The following is a 25,954-nucleotide window of genomic DNA, read 5'->3' as shown; positions in this document are numbered from 1 at the left end:
CCAAGTATGATTATGACGCTGCGCCCTGGCCCCCGTCAGATTCCAAGTGGAATCCTGGTGGGAACGGTCAATTAGCTCGGGGGCGGGATGCGACAGTCGACAACGGTTGTTCCTCCTTCGCGAATGACCTGGGTTGATTCACTCAGGGGCATTGCCGTGTTGCTTGTTGTATCGACACACTCGGTGTCGCTCCTCATGGGTGCCCATCTTCTGCCAAACGATGTGGCAACCGTCGCCCTCGAAGCTAACCGTCTCTTCTGGCCTTTTCGAATGCCAGCGCTGATGCTGTTCTCGGGGCTTTTTGTTATTCGATCATTCCAAAAAGGTATTGGCAGATACCTCAGCGGAAAACTTCGGTACGTTGCCTGGCCATATCTCGTCTGGTCATTCCTCATGATCCTGAGGGCCACTGGTTGGGATATCGCTCCTATGCTGAGTATTATTTGGCGGCCGTATAGCAGCCTCTGGTTTCTCTACTACTTGGTCGCCTTCTACGTCTTGTTTTTGATCGTCACGAAGATTCCGACACCCCTAGTTATAGCGGCTTCCCTCGTCGCCTCGTTTTTGGCCCCCTCCGTAGCCTCGTTGCCCCGGTTTCTCTACCTATTTGCGTTCTTCATGGCAGGCATATGGATTTCTCAACACGTATCGGCGACCCTCATAATCCTGAAAAAGCCAACCGTTATCATAGGGGCCTTTCTTATCGCAGCCCCCACAGCGTTGGCGGCGTCACAGAATTTGCTCCCTCTGTATGACGTTCGAGTCGCGCCGTTGGCTTTTGCTGGAATCGCCCTCGCGGTGGGCCTTGCCCAGTGGATTCCCCAGGGACGAATCTCGCACCTGTTCGAATATGTTGGGCGTCACTCACTCGTTTACTACGTTGTCCATCCGCTGGCCCTCATTATCCTGACCGGTGTGCTCATCCGCTCCGATGCTGAGCAACATGCGCTGTGGTACCCAATCCTGTTCGCCACCTACGTGATGCTCGCAACGCTCATCTCTGTAGCAAGCGACCGATCGAAGCTGGTGAACGCGCTCTTTATCATGCCCGTGCTATCGCGGAATGGTGCTGTCGCTGATGACGGCAAACGACGCAAGGCCTCAGCTCGTCTCCGTTCCAAAGCCACTGACTAAAACAACACAGACGCAACGAGCGCATGCCCACGAGCCGACCTGCTCAACCTTCTGGAAAAGTAGTACCCCCAGCGGGACTCGAACCCGCACTGAAAAGATTTTAAGTCTTCTGCCTCTGCCATTGGGCTATGGGGGCCCAGCACTCAATGGTATCGAATGAGCCGGCGTCTTGCCGCATCCGTTCGCCCACATCGGACGCAGTCAGCGAGCGCTGAACGTAATACGCCGGGTGTGCCTACAGGAACAGAGACACACCCGGCGATTCGAGTTCTGGGGCGGGCACGGGCCGCCCGACCCAGAAATTTGTGGGGCGCTACACCGCCGTGAGACGGGTGCGCAGCGCGGCAAGCTGCTCGTTGAGCGCTTCTGGCATGTTCGCACCGAACTGGGCGAAGTACTCCTCAGTGAGGTCGCATTCGGCCGCCCACAGTTCGGGGTCTACCTCAAAGAGCTCTTCGAGGTCGGCTGCAGGAACGTGGATGCCGTCGAGGTTCAGTTCACCGTCAGCGGGAACCGTTCCGACGGCAAGCTCGCGTCCGGTGACTTCGCCGTCTACCCTGCGGATGATCCAGTCGAGTACGCGAGAGTTCTCGCCAAAGCCGGGCCAGAGGAACCGTCCGTCGTCGCCCTTGCGGAACCAGTTGACCTGGAATACCTTCGGGGCGTGTTCGCCGAGGGTTTCACCGATCGACAGCCAGTGTGACCAGTAGTCGGCCATGTTGTAGCCGCAGAATGGCAGCATCGCGAAGGGGTCGCGGCGGAGTTCGCCAACGGTTCCCTCTTGGGCCGCGGTCTTTTCGCTTGAGACGGATGCGCCGATGAACACACCGTGGTTCCAACTCAGCGACTCGGAGACGAGCGGGATATTGGTGGCTCGACGACCGCCGAAAAGAATAGCGTCAAGCGGAACGCCGTCACTCTCGAACCACTCGTTGGCTACGGTTGGGCACTGTGTGATTGGCACGGTGAAACGCGAGTTTGGGTGCGCCGCTGGGCGGTCGGCATCCGGAGTCCAGTCATTGCCCTGCCAGTCGATCAGGTGCGACGGAGGGGTGTCGGTCATGCCTTCCCACCACACGTCACCATCGTCGGTCAGCGCGACGTTTGTAAAGATGGTGTTTCCCCAGATGCTGTCCATTGCGACGGGGTTGGTGCTGTAGCCGGTTCCGGGGGCAACGCCGAAGAAGCCAGCCTCTGGGTTGATGGCTCGAAGGCGGCCGTCAGGTCCTGGGCGGAGCCACGCGATGTCGTCGCCGATGGTTTCGACCTTCCATCCTGGGATGGTTGGGCGCAGCATCGCCAGGTTCGTCTTGCCACAGGCAGACGGGAACGCCGCAGCAATGTGGAACGTCTTCCCAACAGGGTTGGTGAGTTTGAGCAACAGCATGTGCTCGGCGAGCCAGCCGTTGTTGCGGGCCATGACACTGGCAATCCGAAGAGCAAAGCACTTCTTTGAGAGCAGCGCGTTTCCGCCGTATCCGGAACCAAACGACCATACCTCAAGTGTGTCGGGAAACTGGCAGATGTATTTCTCGTCGTTGCAAGGCCATTCAACGTCGTCGATGACGTCGCCGTTGTCGTTCACGAGTGGCATGCCAACGCTGTGAACGGTACGAACCCATTCGATGCCAGGCGTGATGTAGTCCATGGCTGCCTGGCCCATGCGGGTCATGATGCGCATGTTGAGTACGGCGTATGGGGAATCGGTGAGCTGAATGCCAACCTGCGTAATTGGGCCGCCGACGGGGCCCATCGAGAAGGGTACGACGTACATCGTGCGTCCGCGCATCGATCCGCGGAACAGCGGCTTGAGCGTGGCGTGCATGTCCGCCGGGGCCCGCCAGTTGTTTGTGGGGCCAGCTTCCGCCTCGTTCTCGGTGCAGATGAACGTGCGGTCTTCAACACGGGCAACATCGCCTGGGTGCGAACGAGCAAGGAAGCTTCCGGGGCGCAGGTCTTTATTGAGCGGGATGAGTGTGCCCGTGGCAACGAGCTCTTCCGTGAGCGCTTGCCACTCTTCTTGCGATCCGTCGCACCAGTGGATGTAGTCGGGCTCGGTCAACTCGGCTACCTCGGCAACCCAAGCGAGCACCTCCGGGTTGTTGGTGGTTGGCTCTCCGTGGCTTCCCACGTTCGAGTCCAGTGAAACGTCTGGCGTGTCGATGACGGTCATACGTAGCTCCTGTTACCTGTGGTGTCGAGATCGTCTGCAGCGAATAAATTTTTGCTACACCTCAATGATTCGTCATGAAATACACCTCAGTTGACCAAATCGGTTGTCAAATTTGGCCGTTTTTAACATATAGTCAATTTATGACTCCCTCGACCGCAAAGACCCCCCGGGCCGATCTGCTCATCCTCGGCAAGCGACTTCGATTCTTTCGAGTAAACGCAGGCCTCACCCTCGAACAGCTCGGTGAACGCCTCGACGTCGCCGCAAGCCAACTGTCGCTCATCGAAAACGGCCGACGAGAACCAAAGCTCTCGCTCATCCAGAACATCGCCCACGAGCTGGGTATCGAACTCGCTGAGCTCCTCAGCAGCGCACCGCCGGATAAACGATCTGCGCTCGAGATTGAACTCGATCAGGCCCAGCACAACCCGGCATACGCCTCACTCGGGCTACCGGTCATCCGCGGAGCAAAGTCGCTCCCCGACGATGCACTTGAATCGCTCGTTGGGCTGCACCGAGAGATCGAACGCCGCGAGCGCGCGGCCATCGCCACGCCGGAAGAGGCTCGGCGCGCAAACACCGAAAGCCGCATGCAGATGCGCGAACGAGACAACTATCTTCCCGATATCGAAGACATCGCAGAAGAAATGCTCAAGAAGGCCAACCACACAACCGGCGCCCTCACCCACCGCACCGTGGCGATCATGGCAGAGCAGCTTGGCTTCACCCTCATTTATGTGGATGATCTGCCACACTCGACACGAAGCGTCACCGATTTGAAGAACGGTCGCATCTATTTGCCGCCGGCATCCATTCCTGGGGGCCACGGCCTCCGCTCACTCGCGTTGCAGGCCATGGCGCATGCCGTGCTTGGGCACGATAAGCCCGCGAGCTACACCGAGTTTTTGCAGCAGCGGCTTGAGATCAACTATTTTGCGGCAGCATGCCTCATCCCTCAGGGACGCGCGGTCGAGTTCCTCGGCCAGGCAAAGAAGGACCGCAATCTCGCGATCGAGGATTTCCGGGACGCGTTTGGGGTCACGCACGAATCAGCAGCCCAGCGCTTCACAAATCTCGCGACGGCACACCTCGATCTGACCGTGCACTTCATGCGCGTGAATGACGATGGCTCGCTCATGCGCGGCTACGAAAACGATGGTGTCCCCCTCCCAACTGACGCGAGTGGCACGATCGAGGGCCAGGTTGTCTGCAAGCGTTGGGGCGCGCGTACCGCGTTCGATCGTACCAACCGCACGAGCGAGTTCTACCAGTACACGGACACGCCCGCGGGAACGTTTTGGTGCACTGTCCAGACGGGAAGCACTGAGACGGAGGGCTTTTCGATCAGCTTTGGCGTGCCCTTTGATGACGCAAAATGGTTCAGGGGGCGTGACACCTCACACCGGACGGTCTCGCTCTGCCCTGACCCATCGTGCTGCAGGAGGCCGGCCCAAGATCTCACGGAGCGCTGGGCGGACCAGGCCTGGCCGAGCGCGCGCATGCACGCACACGTGCTCTCACCACTCCCCCAGGGCTCATTCCCAGGCGTCGACGACACGGAGGTCTATGAGTTCCTGAGCCGCCACGCTGAATAACGCACCCGCTCGTGGGGCGCATTCTCGCTCGTGGGGCGCGAAAAAACGCACCCCACGAGGCAAAACGCGCCCCACGAGCGACGCCTGGCTAGCGCGGTGCATGGGCCTCGAGAAATTCGTAGACCTCCGTGTCGTCGACGCCTGGGAACACCCCCTGAGGGAGCGCCGTCAGCAGGGACGCGTGCGGGCGGGCCGTCGGCCAGGCGTACTCCTCCCACCGTCCGCGTAGCTCCGATGGGGCCTGCCTGCAGCACCTGGCGTCGGGGCAATGCGAGACGCCGCGATTTGGCGTGTCTCGTCCCTGAAACCAGCGAACATGCTCAAACGACACCCCGACGCTCACCGAGAACTCGCCCTCGTCGCTGCTCTGCACGCGTGAGGTGCACCAGTAGGTTCCCGTTGGCGTATCCGTGTATTGGTAGTACGGGTTGAATCGATCGTCAACAGAAAAGACCGTGCGCGAGGTCCAGTTGCGGCACGAACTCTGCCCCTCGATTGCGCCGAGGCTGTCGGTCGGGAAACACACGTCATCGTTCTCGTAGGCCTTTGAAATCGCGCCGCTTTCGTGCACCTTCATGAAGTGAACGGGCAGGCCAAGATGCCTGGTCGCGAGGTTCGTGAATCGGTGGGATGCCGTCTCGTACGACACGGCGAACGCGTCGCGGAAGTCTTCAACGGAGATACGCCGCGCATCCTTTGCAGCCCTCAGCAGGTCAACTGACGCTTGCTCTGGCATGAGCAGCGCTGCAGCAAGGTAGTTCGCTTCAACGCGCTGCCGAAGGAACTCGGCATAGCCCGTCGGCTCGTCGTGGCCAAGGATGTGACTCGCGAGCGCGTGCAGCGGAGCCGAGCGAGGATCGCGCTCGGTTCGCACTCGCTGCGGGAGGTAGATGCGTCGGTTTTTGAGGTCGGAGACCGATCGTGTCGATTTTGGCACGTCAGAAACGTAGTGCAACGAGAACCCGAGATAGCTCGCTATTTCGGCTGTGACTCGCTGCGAGAGCGGCCCGCCGCTGTACCCAACCGCGGCGAGTAGCTCGGTCGCTGTCTGTTCGATCGGCTCAAAGTAGTTGTCTCGCGCCCGCATCTCCTGGCGCAACTCGGCATTGGCCCGCCTTGCTTCCTCCGGCGTTGCGCTCCGCTCGCTCTGAATGCGCTCAAGCTCACGGTGCAGGCCAAGGATCGCCGCCATCGCCTCCGTGGTGAGCGACGGCCCAACCCTCAGCGCTGGCAGCTGCAGCTTGCGAAACGCAGGCCCGCGTTGGATGCGTTCGAGCTCGATTTCGAGCGAGGTTCGCTGGTCAACCGCCTCGACCGCCAGCAGGTCACCGAGCGAGCAGCCGAGCGTTTCCGCGATCTTGGTCAGCACCGAGAGCGGGGCTTCTCGCCTGCCATTCTCGATGACGGATACCTGACTCGGCGCGCGGCCAATGCCCCGAGCGACGTCGTCGAGCGTCAGCCCTTTTGCCTTTCGCAGGCCGCGGATGCGGCGCCCGACGGCAACGGCATCCACGGTTGATTCGTCGGCGGCTTCTACGGGAGTTGAACCAGGCTTCGGTGACTGGGGCATGAGGTTCCGATCAGATGAGGGAAGTTCTGCAAAGTAGAAGAATCATAAATCTTCTACCAAATAAAGTCTAGATCGCGGCACGGATTGGCCCCATGCTCGAAATACCAAGAACTTTCCGCTCCTCAGATCGAGACGGACAGCAGACCTGGACAGCAGACACCGATCACAAAGGAGTTAGATCATGAGCTTCACCCCACGCCCCGCAGGAGCCCCTCGCTCAGGAGATGTCCGCCAGACGGCCGACGAGATTCGCCGCGACTGGGAGACCGACCCCAGGTGGGAAGGCATCAAGCGCGACTACACCGCAGAGGATGTCGCCCGCCTCCGCGGCAGCGTGACCGAAGAGAACACGCTCGCCCGCCGCGGCGCGGAGAACCTCTGGGAGCTCATCCACACCGAAGACTGGGTCGCAGCACTTGGCGCACTCACCGGAAACCAGGCCGTGCAGCAGGTCAAGGCGGGGCTCAAAGCCATTTACCTCTCCGGCTGGCAGGTCGCGGCAGACGCGAACCTCTCTGGCCAGACCTACCCAGACCAAAGCTTGTACCCAGCTAACTCGGTACCAAACGTGGTTCGACGCATCAATAACGCTCTCATCCGCGCCGACCAGATCGAGTCGAGCGAAGGCAACGTTACCCGCGACTGGCTCGCGCCAATCGTTGCGGATGCCGAGGCCGGCTTCGGCGGCCCGCTCAACGCCTACGAGCTCATGTCATCCATGATCTCGGCGGGAGCAGCAGGCGTGCACTGGGAAGACCAGCTGGCAAGCGAGAAGAAGTGCGGCCACCTCGGAGGCAAGGTACTCATCCCAACGCAGCAGCACATCCGCACGCTCAACGCCGCCCGGCTCGCGGCCGACGTCGCCGGCGTTCCCTCAATCATCATCGCGAGAACGGATGCCCTCGCCGCAGACCTGCTCACAAGCGACGTCGACGAGCGCGACCGCCAGTACACCACCGGCGAGCGCACCCCTGAGGGCTTCTACCGCGTCAAGCCGGGCCTCGACCCCGTCATTACCAGGGGGCTCGCCTTTGCCGAATACGCAGACCTCCTGTGGGTGGAAACCGGGGTACCAGACCTCGAACTTGCACGCACCTTCGCAGAGGCCATCCACGCCAAGTTCCCCGGCAAGAAGCTCGCATACAACTGCTCGCCGTCGTTCAACTGGAAACAGAGCCTCGACGACGCACAGATCGCGTCGTTCCAGCGGGAACTCGCCGCAATGGGCTACGCCTTCCAATTCATCACCCTTGCCGGGTTCCACTCGCTCAACCACTCCATGTTCACGCTCGCCGAAGGCTACCGCGACCACGGCATGACCGCCTACGTCGAGCTGCAGGAAGCAGAATTTGCCAGCGAGGCACAGGGCTACACCGCAACGCGCCACCAGCGCGAAGTTGGTACAGGCTTCTTTGACCTCGTCTCCACCGCGCTCAACCCAAGCAGCGCAACCTTGGCGCTTGCAGGCTCCACCGAAGCCGAGCAGTTCCACTAAACACGCACCGGTTCTGGGGTGGATGTTCGCAACGGCATCCGCCCCACCATAACCACCCGTTCAGACCCGTTTTCTCTCACGCTGAGGAGTCATCATGACCACGCCAACCACCTTCACGTTCACCGGTCCCATCAGCACCGCGACGCTCCGTATCGACGGAGCCCGTCACGAGCGCTTCGACGAGATCCTCACCCCAGAAGCGCTCGCCTTCGTGGCAGAGCTGCACGCCAGATTCTCAGGAACCCGCCACGAAATCCTCGCCGACCGGATGCGCAACCGGGTGCTCTACTCAAACGGACGTGACCTGAGCTTTCGCGAAGATACCCGCCACATCCGCGAAGACCGCAGCTGGCAGGTTGCCGGTGCCGGGCCCGGCCTTGAGGATCGCCGCGTAGAGATCACCGGGCCGACCGACCGCAAGATGACGGTCAACGCACTGAACTCAGACGCTAAGGTTTGGCTCGCCGACCTCGAAGATGCCACCTCCCCTACCTGGGAGAACATCATCGGCGGCCAGATTTCGCTGTTTGACGCAATCCGCGACCGGATCGGCTTCACCTCGCCGGAGGGCAAAGAGTACCGGCTCACACGAGGAACGGACCGACCAACGATCGTCATGCGGCCTCGCGGTTGGCACCTGGTTGAGAAACACCTCACTTTCGTGAACCAGCAGGGTGTTGAAATGTCGGCGTCCGGCAGCCTCGTTGACTTTGGGCTGTACTTCTTCCACAATGCAAAAGAACTCATCAGCAACGGCGCTGGCCCCTACTTCTACCTGCCAAAGCTCGAAGGCCACCTCGAAGCCCGACTGTGGAACGACATCTTCACATATGCGGAAGAGCGGCTTGGCATCAGCCACGGCACCATCAGGGCAACCGTGCTCATCGAAACGATCCCAGCAGCCTTTGAGATGGACGAGATCCTCTACGAGCTGCGCGATCACGCCGCTGGCCTGAACGCGGGACGCTGGGACTACATCTTCAGCATCATCAAGAATTTCCGCCAGCGCGGGCAGCGCTTCATCCTGCCAGATCGGAGCGAGATCACCATGACCGTTCCGTTCATGCGGGCCTACACCGAGCTGCTGGTTGCAACCTGCCACCAGCGCGGGGCGCACGCAATCGGAGGAATGAGCGCGTTCATCCCCAACCGCCGCGACCCTGAGGCGACGGAGAACGCACTCGCCAAGGTCAGCGCAGACAAGCGCCGCGAGGCAACCGACGGTTTTGATGGCAGCTGGGTGGCTCATCCAGACCTCATCCCAACGGCACGGGCCGAGTTTGATGCCGTGCTCGGCAACCGGCCAAACCAGATCGAGAAGAAGCGCGAGGATGTGCACGTGACGGCCGCACAGCTGCTCGACATCCCGAGCGCTCAGGGAACCGTCAGCGACCACGGAGTGTACGACAACGTATCCATCGGCCTCCGTTACATCGAGGCCTGGCTGCGAGGCAACGGCGCCGTTGCTATCAACAACCTGATGGAGGATGCGGCAACCGCCGAGATCTCGCGCTCGCAAATCTGGCAGTGGATCCACCAGGGCACGATCACCCGCGAAGGCACCCTGATCACCACAGCGTTTGTCGAGGACCTCATCGACCGCGTCCTGCTCGAATGGGAGCGAACACCTGGCGACCGGGTGACAGAGGCCGTTGACGTATTCAGGGATGTAGCGCTGCAGCCCGAGTACCCAACTTTCCTGACGCTTGGGGCGTACGCGCGATACATCGACTAATACCCTGCCAAAACGCCCGTGGCGTCCAGTTCTCTGGGCCTCACGGGCGTTTGCGGCGTTGCGCACAAATAACTCCCAAGTTTGGCCGATAGTTTGTGTAGTCTCAGCGGTCGAACATCCCGCAGGGGCACCACACCGCTTCAAGGCCGACAGGATTGCCATGACCGTTCCGTTCACACCCGCAAAGCCAAAACGGGGCCGCCGCTGGATCTGGATCAGCCTCACCCTCGTCATCCTTCTCATTGGCGGCGGCGCTGCATGGGCCTACAGCCAAACGATCGGCAGCATCCAGAACAACGCGGTCTCCCGCCCCGGAGCAACAGACGGCCCAGAAATCCCAACATGGGATGGCGGCGTCAATCTGCTTGTGATGGGATCGGACACTCGCGATAACCAGACCACCGGCGATTACGGCCAAGACGAAACCGGTCAACGTGCCGACGCCATGATGGTGCTGCACGTTTCTGCCGACCATACCAACGCAACCGTCGTGAACATCCCCCGCGACACCATGGTGTCAACGCCGGAATGCACCACCCCAGACGGCGAGGTCATTCCCGAGCGGGACGGCGTGCAGATCAACGCGACCCTCAATGACGGTCCGTTTTGCGCGCTCGATACGGTGAGCCAGCTCACCGGTCTCACCCTCGATCACTTCATCATCCTTGACTTTGATGGCGCCGTCGCCGCGACCAATGCCGTTGGCGGCGTTCCGGTATGCCTCACGGAGGACATTTTTGACCCGTACTCCGGCCTCGATCTTGCGGCCGGCGAGCACGTTCTTGATGGCCAGCAGGCCCTACAATTTGTTCGTACCCGCCACGGGTTTGCCGGCGAAAGCGACCTCTCAAGGATCAAAGCACAGCAAATGTTCCTCGCCTCTCTCATGCGCACGGTCACAGACTCTGGCACCCTCGGGAACCCGGTGGCGCTCTACAACCTTGCGTCGGCCGTTGCCCCCTCGATCACGGTAGACGACGGGCTGAGCTCCGTCGACGCGCTCATGGGACTCGCGGGAACGCTCAAAACCGTTGACCTCGAGAAGATGGCCTTTGTACAGCTCCCGGTTGAGGACTACTACTACGACTCGAACCGCGTGCAGCCCATCGACGACCAGGTCGAGGCGCTTTTTGCCGCGCTACTCGCCGATGAGCCGCTCGTGTTCCAATCCGCTGACGAGGCGGATCAGGCAGCGGGCGACGTGACCGACGACGGCACCGTGGATGACGGAACTGTGGATGACAACACCGTGGATGACGGAACCGGAGATGCCGTCCCAACGCCAACGCCGACCTCAACATCCTTCACCGTTCCGCTGGACGTCTCCGGCCAGTCAGCAAGCGATGTGACCTGCGCCGGTTAGCCTATCCCCGAAATCGCTGCCGGGTTACGCTGGGCAGACAGGCTTTTTCAAGACGAGAAGCCATGCTCACGATGGAAGGTCATCATGGATCTTGACGCTCTCCTATCGAGCAGGCTTATTGGGGGCCGCCATGCGGCCTATATCGTGGATAAAGACCTGCTGCATCACCCAAGAACCAGGCGCGCGTGGCGGGCCATCCTTATCCTGATCGCGGCTGAGAGCGTGGTCGGTGTCGCTGCGCTGGTGTACGCGTTCCTCAACCGCGATAATCCGGAGCTCGTGACCCCGATGGTCTGGTTCAGAGGCATCGTCGTCTTAGCGATGACCCTCACACTGCTGGCATTCGCAGCGGTCGGGATGCGCGGCTACTACTGGGCTTACTCTCGCCTTCGCCTGTTCAGCCAGATTTTTCCGATTGTGACGCTCATCATCGCCGCAATCCCTAGCCTGTATCCGCTCTGGATGGTTATTGAGCAGATTGTGTTCAGCGTGCTCATGATTGGCATCAGTGACTACCTGCGAAGTGACCATATGAGGGATGTCTTTCCCCGCCCTCCGAAGCAGCCAGCTACCGACCCGATACGCACAGCGGGAGACTCGACATGATTGAACTCATCCTAATTCGGCACGCAAAGTCAGATTGGCATGACCCGAACGCCTCTGACCACGACCGAACCCTCAACGCCAGAGGCAAGCGCGATGCGCCCGTGATGGCCAACAACCTTGCCAACGCTGGAGTCGCGGTCGGCCGCCTCCTGTCAAGCACGGCTGCGCGTGCGAGCAGCACCGCTGAGGTGTTTGGGGCGGCGCTCGGGGTTTCTGCCGAGCTCGACCCAGACCTCTACCTTTCATCCGCCGCCACGCTGCTGTCCAAGGCGGCGGCGACGGGGGCGACGTCGGTTGCGCTCGTGGCTCATGACCCGGGCATTTCTGTGCTCGCCGCGCACCTGTCGGGTGACGGAATTCACCAGATGCCAACCTGCGCAGTTGCCCGCTTCACCTGGCGAACGGAAAGCTGGGACGAGGCGGTAACCAGGGTCGCAGACGACTGGGCCCTCGAGACCCCGCGCGAGACATGACGCTCAAGCCGAATGCATCCTGCCACGCAGCGGCTGCGGTACTACGCTGAAGAGATGGCGATCCTCATTGACCCGCCCGCGTGGCCGGCACACGGCACCCTCTGGAGCCACCTTGTCTCTGACCACAGCTATGACGAACTCCATACCTTTGCCGCACGACTCAACCTGCCTCGGCGCGGTTTTGATCTTGACCACTACGATGTACCCGCGTCGCTCTACGAGCGGGCAATCGCGTTCGGGGCGCGGCCCGTCACGGGAAAAGATGTCGCACGCCAGCTCCGCGCATCCGGCCTCCGCGTCAGGCAGGCAGACCGCGAAGCTGTCACGCCGGTGCGGCGGCGAGAGTACCTCAGCGGTGAATGGTCACGTCTCGGAGAGCTCGTCGGCATCCCTGGTACCGGTCACGCAGGACGCGAATGGCAGGCGCTTGGCGATGATCTGCTCGGGCGCTGGAATGAACCTCACCGCAGCTATCACGACGAGCGCCATCTCGAAGACGTCTTGCTTGCGCTCGACCAGCTCGCCACCCGCGGTGAGCGGCTCGCCCCCGCCACCCTGCTTGCCGCGTGGTTCCACGACGCCGTGTACGACGGAAGCCCCTCAGACGAACTCGACTCGGCAGCCCTCGCGGTCGACGCCCTTGGCCGACTTGGGCTCTCCCCCTCGGTCGTAACAGCGGTTGGGGACTACATTGTGGCGACGATTCCCGCCATCGAGGTCACAAACCACGCGGCCCCGCTCGCCCATCTCCTCGACGCCGACCTGTCAATCTTCGCGGCGGGGCCGGAGCGCTACGAACGCTATGCGCTGGCGGTGCGCGCCGAATACGCCCACGTGAGCGCTGCAGATTTCGCGTCAGGTCGGGCGAGCATCCTCAGCGGATACCTGGCACGGCCAACCATCTACCGAACGGATGCCGCGCAGCAGCTCTGGGAACGGCGCGCCCGCCGCAATGTAGAGGATGAAATCGCACGCTTGCTGCACTCTATTCCCAACGATGGTGAGTCGGCGTCGCCATAAACCGCATAAAACAAAGGTTGCAGGGTGGATTCCCCGCCGCCGATTGCAGACCGGGTGTAGCTGCGAGATGAGCCCGGCTGCAGAATGAGCACAGATCAGGGCGCGGGTCGCACACGCAATAACCCCCGGCACCACATCGCGGTACCGGGGGTTATTCAGCTGCTGAAATGATCAGGCAGAGCGAGAAACTCAGGCCAAGACCTAGTCGGTCTTCGGGCGAGGGCGCGAAGCGAACTCCTCGAAGACTGCACGAGGCGTCTGGACTGCCTCGATGTTTACGATGTCGCGGCCAAGGAAGAAGTGCCCAACCCAGCCGCCGAATACGCGCCACTTGCGCTCCCACGTTGGGATCGCAAGGCCGTGGTAGAAGCGGTGTGCGAGCCACGCGAAGTAGCCCTTCATCGCGAACTTGCCAGACTGGAAGACGCCTACGTTCAGTCCGAGACCGGCAACGGCTCCGGCGTTCTTGTGGTTGTAATCGGCAAGACCCTCGCCACGCAGCGACGCAACGATGTTGCGCGCGAGCACCTTGGCCTGGCGAACGGCGTGCTGCGCGTTTGGCACGCAGAAGCCTCCCGGGCCTGGGGTCGCAGAGATGTCGGGGATGGCCGACGTGTCGCCGGCAGTCCAGGCACCCTCGAGGATGCCGTCGTCGCCTTCAACGCGAAGGTCGGGGCGTCCGCGGACGTGCCCACGCTCGCCGATCGGCAGGTCGGTTCCGCGAAGGAACGGACGAGGCATGACGCCGGCGGTCCAGACGATGAGGTCGGACTCGAAGGATTCACCGGTCGACAGCTCAATCTTGCCGTCAACGGCCGACGACAGCTGGGTGTCGAGGTGAATGTTCGCGCCGAGGTCGGTGAGCTTACGGATGACCCACAGGCTCGTCTCAAGGGCGACCTCTGGCATGATGCGTCCCATTGCCTCGATGAGGTGGAACTTGGTGTCGTCGAAGGTGATCTCTGGGTAGCGACGCAGCAGCGAGGTTGCGAACGAGCGAAGCTCACCAAGGGTTTCGATACCGGCAAAGCCGCCACCAACAACGGTCACGGTCAGCAGGCGGTCGCGCTCTGGGCCGGCAGGAAGGCTTGCGGCCTTCTCAAAGTTGCTCACGAGGCGGTCACGAACCGCAACGGCCTCTTCGATCGTCTTCATGCCGATGGCGTTGTCCGCGATACCTGGGATGGGGAACGTGCGCGAAACCGAGCCGGTCGCGATCACGATGTGGTCGTATTCGAAGTCATACGCTTCGCCCTCGTTGGGCGTAATCGTGACCTTCTTGTCGGCGTGGGAGATGGTCGTTACCTTGCCAGCAACGCTGTGCGTGGTCTTGAGGTGACGACGACGAGCGGTCACAGCGTGACGAGGCTCGATTGATCCAGCGGCTACTTCTGGCAGGAAGGGGAGGTAGGCCATGTAGGGCAGCGGGTCAACAATGGTGACCTCGGCCTCGCCTGGGCGCAACCACTTTTCAAGCTTCCACGCGGTGTAAAAACCTGCGTAACCGCCACCAACAATGAGGATCTTTGACACGAAAAAAGCACTTCCTTGAGTAGTACTGGGATGGAGCTTGCGCGTGCAAACAACCAGGCGCAAGAATATACGGTGGCAACGGTGACACCAATACCATCGCTAGTTTACAGAACGCTGGGACTCTTCACGTACAATTGGCGCGAATCTGGCCACCAAAGTCAGGCTTTTAGCCGCCAAGGCAACCGTTTGTGGTGAATTAGTTGTTGGGAGACCAGCCCGAACGCTCGAGCGCGATATCGCCGATCGGGTTGACGCCGGGGCCAGCCGCGAGGGAATGACCGACGAGGGCGTGCAGGCACTTCACTCTGGTTGGCATCCCGCCGGCGCTGACTCCTGCGAGTTCTTCAACGACGCCGACCGTCTCACGGTCGGCAATATAGGAGTCATGAGCCCGCTGGTACGCGGTCCGAATCTCTTCGTCGCTGGCCAAGAGTTCGTTGAGCTCAACCATAAAACCGTTGGCTTCGAGCGTTGACACCGCGGCGACCGCTCCAGGGTGGCACAGGTAGTAGAACGTGGGAAACGGGGTGCCATCTTCAAGTCGTGGCGCGGTCGAAACCACGGCTGGCTCGCCGGTACGGGTGCGCGCGGAAATGCCAACAACGTTGCGTGCAGGGCGGCCAAGCTGCTCGCTCACAATGTCGAGGTCGGCCTGTGTTGGAGCGTCAAAGGGTGGACGGGGCATGTGAGCTAGTCACCTGTTCCTTCGGGTGTATCGGCCGGAGCCTGGTCTTGGGGTGCCTGTGGTGTCTGCGCTGGATCAGGCGATGCCGGGTCGAGCGTTGTTGCGTCGTCGTTGGTCGTGCCAGCTGTCAGCAACGAATACGCAAGGGATTTCACCCAATCAGTTTCGGTCCGTTGCAGGTCAACCGTGGCCTTGACTCGGTCTTGTTCACGCACCTCGACATCGTTAATCACCACAAGCTGATTCTCGCCTGGCATGACGTAAAACAGGCGGTTCCGAGCTTCAGAACGCACGTAAGCCGGGTCTTGCCAGCGAGCCTCTTCGTCGGTTGCGCTCTTCAGCAGCGCTTCTTTTTGGGCGACGCTGGCTTCGAGGGCGGCAATCTGTTGCCGTTGATCGAGGTACACCGTGAGGCTTGGGCTCACAACAAACACGCCAAGGGCAAGCAGCCCGATCATGATGATGGAAAAACCTGAGAAATGGAGTCCTTTAAACCACGACCGGAAGTCGCCGTCATCGGATGCGCGGCGTTTTTTCTTCGTCGCTACCGGCGGTGTAGTTGGGCGTCTCGCGGTGCCCTTCAGCGTTGCCGTTGAGATAAACGGCTCATCGGAATCCGTCTCGGCAGAAGTCGTCACACCAGCAGAAGGTGATTCGAGGCTCTCGGATGCGGCGGCATGATCCCCGCTCGCCGCGCTCTCAGCAGGAGAAGCGGACTCGGCCGTCGTATGTGCTGCCCCGTGATCGGCGGGAGAAGATTCGTTTGGCAGGTCGTTTTCGCTACTCGCGGCAGAGTCGAAGGGTTGCCGAGTGCTCATAACGTGCTGCCCACCAACCCTTCGCAGTCCGGGGTATGGATGCGTCGCGCATCCATACCCCGGCTCTTAACTCAAACCTATGCCGTGAAACGAGGGAATGCTGAGCGGCCAGCGTAGAGTGCTGCCTCGCCCAGTTCTTCTTCGATCCTCAGCAACTGATTGTACTTTGCCACGCGCTCGCTCCGAGCAGGCGCACCGGTCTTGATCTGGCCGCAGTCTGTTGCAACGGCAAGGTCCGCAATGGTGGTGTCTTCGGTCTCACCTGAGCGGTGCGACAAAATCGCCGTGTACCCGGCGCGCTGAGCCATCTGTACGGCGTCAAGCGTCTCGGTGAGCGTACCAATCTGGTTGACCTTCACCAGCAGTGAGTTTGCTGCATGCTCGGCGATTCCTCGCGCAAGGCGCACTGGGTTCGTCACGAACAGGTCGTCGCCAACCAGCTGAACCTTGTCACCAATTTCGCTCGTGAGGTGAACCCAGCCCTGCCAGTCATCCTCGTCGAGTGGATCTTCAATCGAAACGAGCGGGTAGTTCGCAACGAGGTCAGCGTAGTAGGCCGACATCTCCTGCGCGCTGCGGGCCTGTCCCTCAAACTGGTAGGCGCCGTTCTCGAAGAACTCGCTTGAGGCCACGTCGAGGGCGAGAGCGATGTCTTTTCCTGGGGTGAATCCTGCCTGGGTGATGGCCTCAAGGATGAGGTCAAGTGCCTCGCGGTTGCTTGGCAGGTCGGGAGCAAAGCCACCCTCGTCGCCGAGACCGGTTGCAAGGCCCTTGCTCTTCAGCAGGCTCTTGAGCGAGTGGTACGTCTCAACGCCCCACTGCAGTGCCTCAGAGAACGTAGCAGCGCCGTGAGGAACCGCCATGAATTCCTGGATGTCAACGCCGGTGTCGGCGTGCGAACCACCGTTGATGATGTTCATGAGCGGCACGGGAAGGGTGCGGGCGTTTGGTCCGCCAACGTAGCGGTACAGCGGAAGGCCTGCCGACTCTGCGGCGGCCTTTGCGACAGCAAGGCTTACTCCGAGGATGGAGTTTGCTCCGGTGCGCTTCTTGTTTTCGGTTCCGTCTGCTGCGATGAGGGCAGCGTCAACCAGGCGCTGGTCATCGGCTGAGAAGTCTTCGATTGCTGGGGCGAGGTCATCAAATACAGCGGCTACGGCGTTCTGAACGCCCTTGCCAAGGTAACGGCTCTTGTCGCCGTCGCGAAGCTCGTAGGCTTCGAAGGCTCCGGTGGATGCGCCTGACGGAACGGCTGCGCGGCTGACCGTGCCATCGGTGAGTCCGATCTCAACCTCGACCGTGGGGTTTCCACGGGAGTCAAGAATCTCACGAGCAATAACGGCGTCAATAAAAGCCACTGATTTCTCCTATAGCTAGTGGTGTGAACCAAGGGTTCGTTGGAAAAAGCTCCGGTCCACAGTCTACGCGACGGCGTGCGGACGCACCGTTCCTTCGGCGTATGTTTGCCGTTTCGGCGTACCTTCGCTCGTACGCCGAAACGGCAAACTTACGCCCAAACGCCAGATGTCGCGTGCTAGGTCAGCGGCTTCAACTCGAGGGCGGATACCGAGGACGTTGCGGCCGAGACAAAAGCGAAGCGAGTAAACCCTGCCTCTGCGAGGCGTTCGAGCTGCAGTTTGAGGTTCTTTGCACGCTTCTCGACTCGCACGCGCGACCCGGCAGCAATAAGCTCTGCCTTCATTGAGACAAGGGTTGCAGGAACGAAATCGCGGTCGTAGACGAGGGCAACGGCGTCAGCCGCCCCACCTCCCGTGAGGTCGACCAGGTCAACGATGCGCTCGAAGCCGATCGAGAATCCGGCGGCAGGAACATCCTGGCCAAGGAATCGTCCGATCATGCCGTCGTAGCGGCCGCCACCGCCCACCGAGCTGCCAGACTCAGGGTGCGCGATTTCAAAGATGGTGCCCGTGTAGTAGCCCATGCCCCGCACGAGCGTCGGGTCGAAGCGCAATTCAACACCGTCTGGCAGGGCGACAAGGGCGGCTCCAAGCGCAACAAGTTCGTCGACGGCAACCGGATCCATGCCAGCTGGCAGCAGCGAGCGGATGCCCTGCTCGCTGAGCGGCACTCCCCCCGCAACAACATGGGGTTCGATGGTGATGAGGATACTCTCAAGAACCGCGGCGGCGGCAGGCGAACGCTCGGCAAGCTCCGCAACGACGCCCGCTGTGCCAATCTTGTCGAGCTTATCGATCGAGATGAGGGCGGAATCGTGCAGGTCTGCCGGGAATCCGCAGTGCTCAAGCAGCCCGAAGAGGATGCGGCGATCGTTGATTCGGATCACACAGTCGCGAAGGCCAAGCTCGGCGAGGGTCGCGGAGGTCGCGGTAATGAGTTCAATCTCGGCAAGCTGCGATGGCTCGCCGATGATGTCAATGTCGGCCTGCACAAACTGGCGGTAACGGCCCTTCTGCGGGCGTTCGGCACGCCAGACTGGGCCGACCTGAATCGACCGGAATACGCCAGGAAGCTCGGCGCGGTGCGTCGCGTAAAAACGCGCAAGCGGAACCGTGAGGTCAAACCGAAGCCCAAGGTCGGTCAGCGACTCGGCAGAACCTTCTTCGGCGGCCTTCGCAAAATCGGCGTCGCCCAAGCCCCGGCGCAGGATGCCAAACGCAAGCTTTTCGTTGTCGCCGCCAAGCCCAGAATGCAGGCGAGCGCTGTCCTCAACCATCGGGGTCTCGACCTCGTCAAAACCGTGCTGGGTATACACACGACGAATCACGCTCAGGGCGTGCTCGCGACGGGCCTTATCGGCGGGCAGAAAGTCTCGCATCCCGCGGGGCGGGTTAACAGGTGAAGCCATGCGTTCAATTCTAGAGGTGCAACGGCGTTGTCCGGTTTGGGCGTACTTTTGCCGTTTGGGCGTACTTTGGAAGATACGCCCAAACGGCAAAAATACGCCGAAACTCGCGTGTTATTCAGCGAGGGATGCCGAGACCTCGCGGAGTGTGGCCCGCAGGGCGTGTTCCGCATTGACCCCGTGAGCCTTTGCATCGGCTACAAGACCAAGCAGAGCCGAACCAAACTCGGCCTCGGTCGTCGGATGCTCGGGGGCATCCGCCCGCTCAAACACGTCATCATCGCGACCGTGTCTCGACGCCCGCTCAAGCACCTTCTCGGCGAGCGCCAACGCGGGAAGCGAGGCTGGAACTCCCTCAAGCACCGCGCGCCGCTTGCCAACACTGTGCTGTTTCACCTGTTCCCATGTGGCGTCCAACTGCTCAACCGTTGTGGGGCCCGCGTCGCCAAAGACGTGCGGATGCCGGAGTCGCAGCTTATCGCTCAGGCGCGCTGCAACGACCGCGAAGCTCGTTCCCGCATCCAGCGTTTCGGCACGTGACCCACCAGACCTCGCGTCTGCATTGGCGCCACCACCGGCGCTCGATGCTCCACCGGCATCCAACCCTGCATCGGCCGCAAGCGACTCGTCGAGCAATTCGCTATGAAACGTCACCTGGTACAGGAGGTCGCCCAATTCCTCCCTGATGGCATCGCGATCGCCAGACTCAATAGCCTCAACCAATTCGTAACACTCTTCAACAAGATACGGCACCAGCGAGGCATGGTCGTGCTGAGCATGCCATGGGCACTCGGTGCGAAGGCGATGCATCACCCCAACAAGCTCAATAGTGCTTTCACCGACCGGATTGCCATCCTGGTTTGTCATGTTTGCTCGCTTTCGTCGGCGACGGATGCGCGACCAACCAGCTGGCCGGCCGTCAGGCGCTCAGGCCCCACCGCTATAGTAGTTTCTGGTGAGTCGGGAAGCCTGGTCGACACAGACCACCCGCGACCCCGAAAGGCAGCCAATGAGCTTCCTCCGTTCAAACCGTACCTCCGCCGCACTCCTGCTCGCCGCAGCAGTCCTCGGTCTCGCCATAGCGAACAGTCCGCTTGCGGATGCCGCACACAGCATCCAGCAAAGCCACATCGGTTGGCCTGGCATCGGCCTTGACCTCTCCGTCGGCCACTGGATCAGCGACGGCATCCTCGCCATCTTTTTCTTCATCGTCGCCATCGAACTCAAACACGAGTTCACGGAGGGCGACCTCAATTCGGTTGGCAAAGCCATCCGGCCCGCCATCGCCGCGCTCGGCGGCATTCTTGTCCCCATCGCAATCTACCTCGCCTTCACGTGGGGCAGCGGCTATGAGGGCGGCTGGCCTATCCCAACCGCGACTGACATCGCGTTTGCGCTCGGCGTACTCGCTGTTGTTGGACGGGGCCTTCCCACAACCGTTCGAGCATTCCTGCTTGCGCTTGCTGTCCTCGATGACCTGGCCGGCATCCTCTTCATCGCCGTGTTTTTTACCACCGGCGCGCAGATTGGTCTCATCCTGCTCGGCGCGCTGCTCGCGGTTCTCTTTGGATTCCTGAGCTGGCGGTACGCAAGGCTCCGCCGCGATGCTGTGCGCCCATCGCAGACCCGACACAGGGGCCTCGAGTGGGTCCTTATCATTGGCATGGTCGCCGTCGGACTCGCCACGTGGTACGTCGTCTATCAGTCAGGCATCCACGCAACCATAGCCGGTGTCGCGCTCGGCTTTGCCATGCACCGCAAGCCGGCCCATCGCGCGCGTTACCTGATTGAGCCGTTCAGCAATGTGATCGTTCTCCCGCTCTTTGCGTTCTCGGCAGCGCTCGTCACTATCCCGTCGCTTGGCGAGACGCCGCTCGAAGCGCCGTTCTGGGGAATCATCGTCGCGCTTCCCGTCGGAAAGCTCATCGGAATTGTTGGGGCAACCCTGCTCGCCGACCGCATCCTTCGTTCCCGCCAAGCCCCCGTGCTTCGCTTTGGCGACATGATTGCGGCAGGGGCCCTCGGCGGGATCGGCTTTACCGTTTCGCTGCTCATGAACGATCTTGCGTTCGCCGACAACCGCGCCATAGCCGATCAGGGAGTGCTTGCCGTCATTATCGGTTCGGCCATCTCGATTGTGGTGTCAGTCTTCGTCGTCCGGTTGAGGGCACGCCACTATCGGGCGCTGAGGCTCAGCGAGAAGGACGCCGCCTAGCACCCCAGATTGGCCGGGCACATCGTGTTTCGCATCCAACCTCAATCGTCCGCTGACTCGGGCGTTGGCGGCCGGCGAGTATTCGGGCGCATCCGTGGGACAATTGACGCATGATGGTTGTTGGGGTTCTCTTCTTTGTTGGCGCGTTTGTGGCGATGTCGCTTTCGGTATTCGTGGCATCGAAGGCGAGCCCGTCAGTGAAGCTGCCGTGGATCAAGCAGCCGGCAGACGAACCGCGCCGCTCCTACCTGTTCAGGATGCTCGCGCTCCTGCTCGCCGTTGCGGGTTCGTTCACGCTCTCCCCCGAAATCGGCACGCTCGCGGTCGTCTTCCTCGCACTTTCGCTCCTCATCCCGATCCTCGTTGGCATTGGCCTGCACAACGCGCTGGTGGCGCGCAAAGGATAATAACCACCGAAAAGCAACTCACCACACGATGCTGTTGGGTTCGTTGATCGGTCGGTGAGGCAACCGGCATCCGGCATCCGGCATCCGGCAACCGGCAACCGGCAAGGATGCTAGGAGGCGTCTTCAGCGTTAGTCGCGGCCGAGGCATCCGGCAGCTCTGGCAGGATGACTTCGATGAGGTTACTCACCCAGTCGACCAGCTCGGTGCCCGCAAGCGTGATGCCGTGCGTCACTGGTAACGGAACTGTCATTGTGCCTGACGTATTCACGTAGCGAGAACCCGGGTAGAGCCGCTGCATGCGAAGTTGGCGCGAGTCGGGGAGATCAACTCGTTCAACCTTGAGGTTTGGCCCGAGCACGATGACTTTGCTGAGCCCGTGCTTTGCCGCGCGGTGGCGAAGTCGAGAGACCTTGAGCAGGTTCTCAACCTCGGTTGGTGGGGTGCCGTAGCGGTCGGTGAGCTCTTCGATGACCAGCGAAAGTTGATCGTCGGCCGCCCCAGCAGAGCTCGCCGTCGAGAACTTCTGGTACGCCTCAAGCCGCAAACGCTCGCTATCAACGTAGTCCTCTGGAATATGCGCGGCAACCGGCAGTTCGAGGTTGAGTTCGGTGATGCCTGCGGCAGTCTCGCCGCGGAACGTATTCACGGCCTCGCCAATCATGCGGAGGTACAGGTCAAATCCGACCCCAGCAATATGACCGGACTGTTCACCACCGAGCAGGTTTCCCGCGCCACGAATCTCAAGATCTTTGAGCGCGACCTGCATCCCGGAGCCGAGCTCGTTATTGGTTGCGATCGTTTCGAGTCGCTCGTGCGCCGTCTCGCTCAGCGGCTTCTCTTCGTCATACATGAAGTAGCCGTATGCCCGCTCTCGCCCACGACCGACACGGCCGCGCAACTGGTGAAGCTGGCTGAGGCCGTATTTGTCAGCCCTGTCGATAATGATCGTGTTGGCGTTTGCGATATCGAGCCCGGTCTCCACGATGGTTGTTGACACGAGAACATCAAATTTACGCTCCCAGAAATCAACAACGACCTGCTCAAGGGTCGCCTCCGACAGCTTGCCGTGGGCAACCGCGATCCGAGCCTCAGGCACCAGCTCGGCCAGATGAGCTGCGGTGCGAGTGATACTCGACACTCGGTTGTGCACAAAGAAGATCTGCCCTTCGCGCAGCAACTCGCGGCGGATGGCAGCGGCAATTTGGCGGTCGGAACGCGGGCCAACAAAGGTAAGAATGGGGTGCCGGTCCTCTGGCGGCGTGGCAAGCGTCGACATTTCGCGGATGCCGGTAACCGCCATCTCAAGCGTGCGCGGGATGGGGGTCGCACTCATCGCGAGGATGTCGACGTTAGTCTTGAGCTTCTTCAGCGAGTCCTTGTGTTCAACGCCAAAGCGCTGCTCTTCGTCGACAATTACAAGCCCGAGGTCTTTATAGACCACGTTGTCGGAGAGCAGGCGGTGGGTGCCGATCACAACATCCACTGAGCCATCGGCGAGCCCCTTGATGATTTCTCGAGCCTCTTTATCCGTCTGAAAACGGCTGAGCGCTCGAAGGTGAACGGGGAATCCGGCGAAGCGGTCTTGGAACGTCTCAAGGTGCTGTTTCACGAGCAGGGTGGTTGGCACGAGGATTGCCACCTGCTTATTGTCTTGCACCGCCTTAAACGCCGCGCGGATGGCGATCTCGGTCTTGCCGAAGCCCACGTCGCCGGACACGAGGCGATCCATCGGAATCGGGGATTCCATGTCGCGTTTCACGTCGTTAATCGTTGTGAGTTGATCTGGCGTCTCGGCAAACGGGAAGGCCTCTTCGAGTTCCCGCTGCCACGGGGTGTCTGGGGAGAAAGCAAACCCGCGGCTTGCCATGCGGGCCGAATAGAGCTTGACAAGCTCAACCGCGATGTCTCGAACCGCCTTGCGCGCTTTGCCCTTGGCCGCTGACCAGTCTGAACCGCCCATCTTGCTCAGTGCGGGGGCTTCGCCGCCAACATAGCGAGACAGCTGATCGAGCTGATCGGTAGGAACAAACAGCTTGTCAGCCGGGTAGCCGCGCTTTGAGGGCGCATACTCAAGCGCAAGGTACTCACGAAGCGCCTTCGTAGCGTTGCGGCCGGACCCCGTCGTAATTTCGCGCTGCGTCAGCTCTATAAACCGGCCGATGCCGTGCGTGTCATGCACGACGTAGTCGCCGGCAGCGAGCTGCAGCGGGTCAACGACGTTTTTGCTGCGGCTCGCAAGCTTCTTCACCTGTCCGGCCTGGTAGGTGGCGCTTCGGCCGAAGAACTCGGCCTCCGTGAGCAGGGCGAACTGTGCTTCTCCGCTCACAAATCCGTGATCGAGGGTGCTCGTGACAAGTGAGGCCACCGATGCGTCTGGCGCCGACTCGAGGGAGGCAAGCAGCCGACCAGCAACTTCGTGCCCGGACAGCACGTCGCGCACACGCTCGATGGTGCCCTGTCCCTGCGCTGTGATGACAACGCGCCAGCCCTCGCGGAGCTGCTGCGCAACGTATTCAACCGCGCCGTCGATGCTGCCCTGGAAACTGGGCACTGCCTCAGCCTGCACGCGCACGTAACCGTCGTCTTCATCGGTGATGGGGTCGGCCTCATCGCGCTGGTACGAACTCATCGTCCACCATGGGCGGTCGCCGCGGGCACCCTTCAGCGTGTTGAGCGTCAGAAAGTCTCCGGCGGAAAGATCGATCGGGGCCTCGGCACCCGCTGTCGCTGCACTCCAGGCAGCCGCGAGGAACTCGCGGTTCGTTTCGGCGAGGCTCACCGCACGCGTGGCGACCCGCTCGGGAGCGATCACCGCGATTGCGGCCTCGGCCGGCAAGTAATGAGTGACAGGGACGAGGCGCTCAACAAGCGCGGGGGTCAGGCTTTCCATGCCCTCTGCTGGGATGCCCTCGGCAACCTTCTCCAACATGGTTGCAAGATTTGGAAACTCGCCCTGCATCTCGCGGGCCCGCTGCCGCACACCGGCATCGAGCAAAAGCTCACGGCTCGGCGCAAGCACCGCCTCTGCAACCTCAACGGGCAAACTTCGCTGGTCGGCAACCGAGAAGGCGCGGATCTCTTCGACCTCGTCACCAAAGAACTCGATTCGATACGGATGCTCGGCAACCGGCGAGAACACGTCGAGCTGACCGCCGCGCACCGAGAATTCGCCTCGGCGAGTGACCATATCGACACGGGAATATGCAAGCGCGACCAAACGCTCACTGACCTCGCCAAGGTTGTAATCGCGCTGGCCAACCACAAAGTGCAGCGGCTCGACCGAAAGCAGGTTGTCGGCGAGCGGCTGCAGCGCCGCACGAACCGCGCTCACAACGATGAGGTGATTGCCGTTCTCTGGTGCCCAGTTGTGCATGGCACGAAGCGCGGCAAGGCGCTTACCCACGGTTTCGGGGCTCGGGCTGAGTCGTTCGTGAGGCAGCGTCTCCCACGCGGGAAACTCAACGATGGTTGATCCTGGCAGAAGGGATTCGAGCGACAGTCTGAGGCTCTCCGACTCGCGACTGGTGGCCGTGACCAAAAACAGGGAGGACGCAGGCGAATCGGCAGAGCGGCCTTCGAGGAGCCCGGCAAGAAGCGGAGCACGCAGCCCTTCCGCAAGCGAGAAGTCGGCGTCTTCGGATGTATAGCTGAGGGCCCGCTGAAAGCTCTCGGAATCGGTCAGTGCGGCAAGAATTCCCTGAAGAGTCACCAGATAATCTTAGCTCTCGCCGCTGACACTGGCCGAGCAGGCTTCACGCCGGCACGGTATCCAAGATCAGGGAAGACGGCAGCTGCCCCACGAAATGAGGATGTTGGGCTTAGGCCCGTGGAGCGTGGAACCGCTGCTGCGCCTCAAGCAGGCCGCTCTCGACAACCGTTTCAACGGCATCCGCTGCGTCGACCAGCAGCGAGGGAAGTGATTGACGCTCGGTGCTGCCAAACTCGCGCAGCACATAGTCTGCGGGATCTTGGCGTCCAGGAGGGCGGCCGATACCAACACGCACGCGCGTAAAATCGGGGCTGTTCGCGGCCTTGGCGATGTCGCGAAGGCCGTTATGGCCTCCGTGTCCGCCGCCGGTTTTGAGCTTGATCGTGTCAAAATCGATGTCGAGTTCGTCGTGCACCACAATGAGCCGATCAACGCCGAGCGAGTAGTACTGCAGCAGGGCGGCGACGGGACCACCCGAAACGTTCATGAAGCTGTTTGGTTTTGCCAGCACAACCTTTGGGCCGCCTGGTCGCAGACGCCCCTCTGCCACCATGGCATTGGCTTTATGCCGCGAAAACTGAGATCCGATGCGCGAGGC

At 61.3% G+C, this 25,954-nt stretch carries 20 protein-coding genes and 1 tRNA gene; 10 read left to right on the top strand and 11 right to left on the bottom strand.

Annotation, left to right across the window (positions count from 1 at the left end; translation table 11 throughout):
• The first annotated feature begins 123 nt into the window (after window positions 1-123).
• A complete protein-coding gene (locus tag FHX76_RS00105; protein WP_167146291.1) occupies window positions 124-1,134 on the top strand; it encodes an acyltransferase family protein in 1,011 nt (336 codons plus the stop codon).
• A 63-nt stretch (window positions 1,135-1,197) separates the two neighbouring features.
• Here the strand turns inward: FHX76_RS00105 and FHX76_RS00100 are convergent.
• Together FHX76_RS00100 and FHX76_RS00095 are read right to left on the bottom strand one after the other, a co-directional pair.
• Window positions 1,198-1,270: transfer RNA gene (locus FHX76_RS00100), tRNA-Leu, on the bottom strand.
• 177 nt (window positions 1,271-1,447) lie between these two features.
• Window positions 1,448-3,307 (bottom strand): phosphoenolpyruvate carboxykinase (GTP), encoded by a 1,860-nt coding sequence (locus FHX76_RS00095; protein ID WP_167146288.1) that lies wholly within the window; start codon window positions 3,305-3,307, stop codon window positions 1,448-1,450.
• A 140-nt stretch (window positions 3,308-3,447) separates the two neighbouring features.
• Between FHX76_RS00095 and FHX76_RS00090 the strand changes: the two genes are divergently transcribed.
• Complete coding sequence (locus tag FHX76_RS00090; protein ID WP_167146285.1) at window positions 3,448-4,902, top strand: XRE family transcriptional regulator; 1,455 nt, start codon at window positions 3,448-3,450, stop codon at window positions 4,900-4,902.
• An 88-nt stretch (window positions 4,903-4,990) separates the two neighbouring features.
• Here the strand turns inward: FHX76_RS00090 and FHX76_RS00085 are convergent, their stop codons facing one another.
• A complete protein-coding gene (locus FHX76_RS00085) occupies window positions 4,991-6,472 on the bottom strand; it encodes a helix-turn-helix transcriptional regulator (protein WP_167146282.1) in 1,482 nt (493 codons plus the stop codon).
• A gap of 181 nt (window positions 6,473-6,653) precedes the next feature.
• On the opposite strand from FHX76_RS00085, the gene aceA reads away from it, so the two are divergent.
• From aceA to FHX76_RS00055, 6 genes are all read left to right on the top strand, one after another.
• A complete protein-coding gene (gene aceA / locus FHX76_RS00080; RefSeq protein ID WP_167146279.1) occupies window positions 6,654-7,967 on the top strand; it encodes an isocitrate lyase in 1,314 nt (437 codons plus the stop codon).
• A gap of 94 nt (window positions 7,968-8,061) precedes the next feature.
• Window positions 8,062-9,702, top strand: coding sequence for a malate synthase A (gene aceB / locus FHX76_RS00075; RefSeq protein WP_167146276.1), 1,641 nt, complete (start codon window positions 8,062-8,064; stop codon window positions 9,700-9,702).
• Between the two features lie 160 nt (window positions 9,703-9,862).
• The gene (locus FHX76_RS00070) at window positions 9,863-11,065 is read left to right on the top strand and encodes an LCP family protein (protein WP_167146273.1); all 1,203 of its coding nucleotides are present in this window, start codon (window positions 9,863-9,865) and stop codon (window positions 11,063-11,065) included.
• Window positions 11,066-11,149: 84 nt separating this feature from the next.
• Window positions 11,150-11,671 (top strand): hypothetical protein, encoded by a 522-nt coding sequence (locus FHX76_RS00065; RefSeq protein ID WP_167146270.1) that lies wholly within the window; start codon window positions 11,150-11,152, stop codon window positions 11,669-11,671.
• Window positions 11,668-12,144 (top strand): SixA phosphatase family protein, encoded by a 477-nt coding sequence (locus FHX76_RS00060; RefSeq protein ID WP_167146267.1) that lies wholly within the window; start codon window positions 11,668-11,670, stop codon window positions 12,142-12,144. The genes FHX76_RS00065 and FHX76_RS00060 overlap by 4 nt, the downstream gene beginning before the upstream one ends.
• Window positions 12,145-12,198: 54 nt before the next feature.
• Window positions 12,199-13,164: a DUF4031 domain-containing protein gene (locus tag FHX76_RS00055; protein WP_167146264.1), complete on the top strand. Its 966-nt coding sequence runs from the start codon at window positions 12,199-12,201 to the stop codon at window positions 13,162-13,164.
• Window positions 13,165-13,365: 201 nt separating this feature from the next.
• Here FHX76_RS00055 and FHX76_RS00050 read toward each other — a convergent pair whose 3' ends face one another.
• The 6 genes from FHX76_RS00050 to FHX76_RS00025 form a co-directional block, all read right to left on the bottom strand.
• Window positions 13,366-14,697, bottom strand: a complete 1,332-nt coding sequence (locus FHX76_RS00050) for an FAD-dependent oxidoreductase (protein ID WP_167146261.1) — start codon at window positions 14,695-14,697, stop codon at window positions 13,366-13,368.
• Between the two features lie 196 nt (window positions 14,698-14,893).
• Window positions 14,894-15,382, bottom strand: coding sequence for a DUF501 domain-containing protein (locus FHX76_RS00045; protein ID WP_167146258.1), 489 nt, complete (start codon window positions 15,380-15,382; stop codon window positions 14,894-14,896).
• Window positions 15,383-15,387: 5 nt separating this feature from the next.
• Window positions 15,388-16,200 carry an FtsB family cell division protein gene (locus tag FHX76_RS00040; RefSeq protein ID WP_167146256.1) on the bottom strand — a complete coding sequence of 271 codons (813 nt, stop codon included), beginning with the start codon at window positions 16,198-16,200 and terminating at the stop codon, window positions 15,388-15,390.
• Between the two features lie 77 nt (window positions 16,201-16,277).
• Entirely contained in the window at window positions 16,278-17,558 is a 1,281-nt protein-coding gene (gene eno / locus FHX76_RS00035; protein ID WP_167146254.1) for a phosphopyruvate hydratase, read from the bottom strand.
• 176 nt (window positions 17,559-17,734) lie between these two features.
• On the bottom strand, window positions 17,735-19,027 hold the full coding sequence (gene hisS, locus FHX76_RS00030) for a histidine--tRNA ligase (protein WP_167146252.1): 1,293 nt from the start codon (window positions 19,025-19,027) through the stop codon (window positions 17,735-17,737).
• A 111-nt stretch (window positions 19,028-19,138) separates the two neighbouring features.
• Window positions 19,139-19,891 carry a MazG nucleotide pyrophosphohydrolase domain-containing protein gene (locus FHX76_RS00025; RefSeq protein WP_167146250.1) on the bottom strand — a complete coding sequence of 251 codons (753 nt, stop codon included), beginning with the start codon at window positions 19,889-19,891 and terminating at the stop codon, window positions 19,139-19,141.
• 142 nt (window positions 19,892-20,033) lie between these two features.
• On the opposite strand from FHX76_RS00025, the gene FHX76_RS00020 reads away from it, so the two are divergent.
• Together FHX76_RS00020 and FHX76_RS00015 are read left to right on the top strand one after the other, a co-directional pair.
• The gene (locus FHX76_RS00020; protein ID WP_167146248.1) at window positions 20,034-21,239 is read left to right on the top strand and encodes a Na+/H+ antiporter NhaA; all 1,206 of its coding nucleotides are present in this window, start codon (window positions 20,034-20,036) and stop codon (window positions 21,237-21,239) included.
• Between the two features lie 110 nt (window positions 21,240-21,349).
• Window positions 21,350-21,646 (top strand): hypothetical protein, encoded by a 297-nt coding sequence (locus FHX76_RS00015; protein WP_167146246.1) that lies wholly within the window; start codon window positions 21,350-21,352, stop codon window positions 21,644-21,646.
• A 110-nt stretch (window positions 21,647-21,756) separates the two neighbouring features.
• Here the strand turns inward: FHX76_RS00015 and mfd are convergent, their stop codons facing one another.
• Window positions 21,757-25,356 (bottom strand): transcription-repair coupling factor, encoded by a 3,600-nt coding sequence (mfd, locus tag FHX76_RS00010; RefSeq protein WP_167146244.1) that lies wholly within the window; start codon window positions 25,354-25,356, stop codon window positions 21,757-21,759.
• Window positions 25,357-25,465: 109 nt separating this feature from the next.
• On the bottom strand, window positions 25,466-25,954 hold a 489-nt coding region (gene pth / locus FHX76_RS00005; protein WP_208402387.1), incomplete at its 5' end, for an aminoacyl-tRNA hydrolase.

It is taken from the genome of Lysinibacter cavernae, from assembly GCF_011758565.1.
GTDB classification, from domain to species: Bacteria; Actinomycetota; Actinomycetes; order Actinomycetales; family Microbacteriaceae; genus Lysinibacter; species Lysinibacter cavernae.
Note: the sequence above shows the minus strand (reverse complement) of the source record. Positions and strands in the feature narration are given on the sequence as shown.

Coding starts and splice junctions, on each gene's coding strand:
- FHX76_RS00105 (WP_167146291.1), top strand. CDS start 124: ATGACCTGGGTTGATTCACTCAGGGGCATTGCCGTGTTGCTTGTTGTA.
- FHX76_RS00085 (WP_167146282.1), bottom strand. CDS start 6,472: ATGCCCCAGTCACCGAAGCCTGGTTCAACTCCCGTAGAAGCCGCCGAC.
- aceA (WP_167146279.1), top strand. CDS start 6,654: ATGAGCTTCACCCCACGCCCCGCAGGAGCCCCTCGCTCAGGAGATGTC.
- FHX76_RS00040 (WP_167146256.1), bottom strand. CDS start 16,200: ATGAGCACTCGGCAACCCTTCGACTCTGCCGCGAGTAGCGAAAACGAC.
- FHX76_RS00045 (WP_167146258.1), bottom strand. CDS start 15,382: ATGCCCCGTCCACCCTTTGACGCTCCAACACAGGCCGACCTCGACATT.
- FHX76_RS00060 (WP_167146267.1), top strand. CDS start 11,668: ATGATTGAACTCATCCTAATTCGGCACGCAAAGTCAGATTGGCATGAC.
- FHX76_RS00025 (WP_167146250.1), bottom strand. CDS start 19,891: ATGACAAACCAGGATGGCAATCCGGTCGGTGAAAGCACTATTGAGCTT.
- FHX76_RS00065 (WP_167146270.1), top strand. CDS start 11,150: ATGGATCTTGACGCTCTCCTATCGAGCAGGCTTATTGGGGGCCGCCAT.
- FHX76_RS00090 (WP_167146285.1), top strand. CDS start 3,448: ATGACTCCCTCGACCGCAAAGACCCCCCGGGCCGATCTGCTCATCCTC.
- aceB (WP_167146276.1), top strand. CDS start 8,062: ATGACCACGCCAACCACCTTCACGTTCACCGGTCCCATCAGCACCGCG.
- FHX76_RS00055 (WP_167146264.1), top strand. CDS start 12,199: ATGGCGATCCTCATTGACCCGCCCGCGTGGCCGGCACACGGCACCCTC.
- FHX76_RS00020 (WP_167146248.1), top strand. CDS start 20,034: ATGAGCTTCCTCCGTTCAAACCGTACCTCCGCCGCACTCCTGCTCGCC.
- FHX76_RS00070 (WP_167146273.1), top strand. CDS start 9,863: ATGACCGTTCCGTTCACACCCGCAAAGCCAAAACGGGGCCGCCGCTGG.
- FHX76_RS00015 (WP_167146246.1), top strand. CDS start 21,350: ATGATGGTTGTTGGGGTTCTCTTCTTTGTTGGCGCGTTTGTGGCGATG.
- FHX76_RS00095 (WP_167146288.1), bottom strand. CDS start 3,307: ATGACCGTCATCGACACGCCAGACGTTTCACTGGACTCGAACGTGGGA.
- hisS (WP_167146252.1), bottom strand. CDS start 19,027: ATGGCTTCACCTGTTAACCCGCCCCGCGGGATGCGAGACTTTCTGCCC.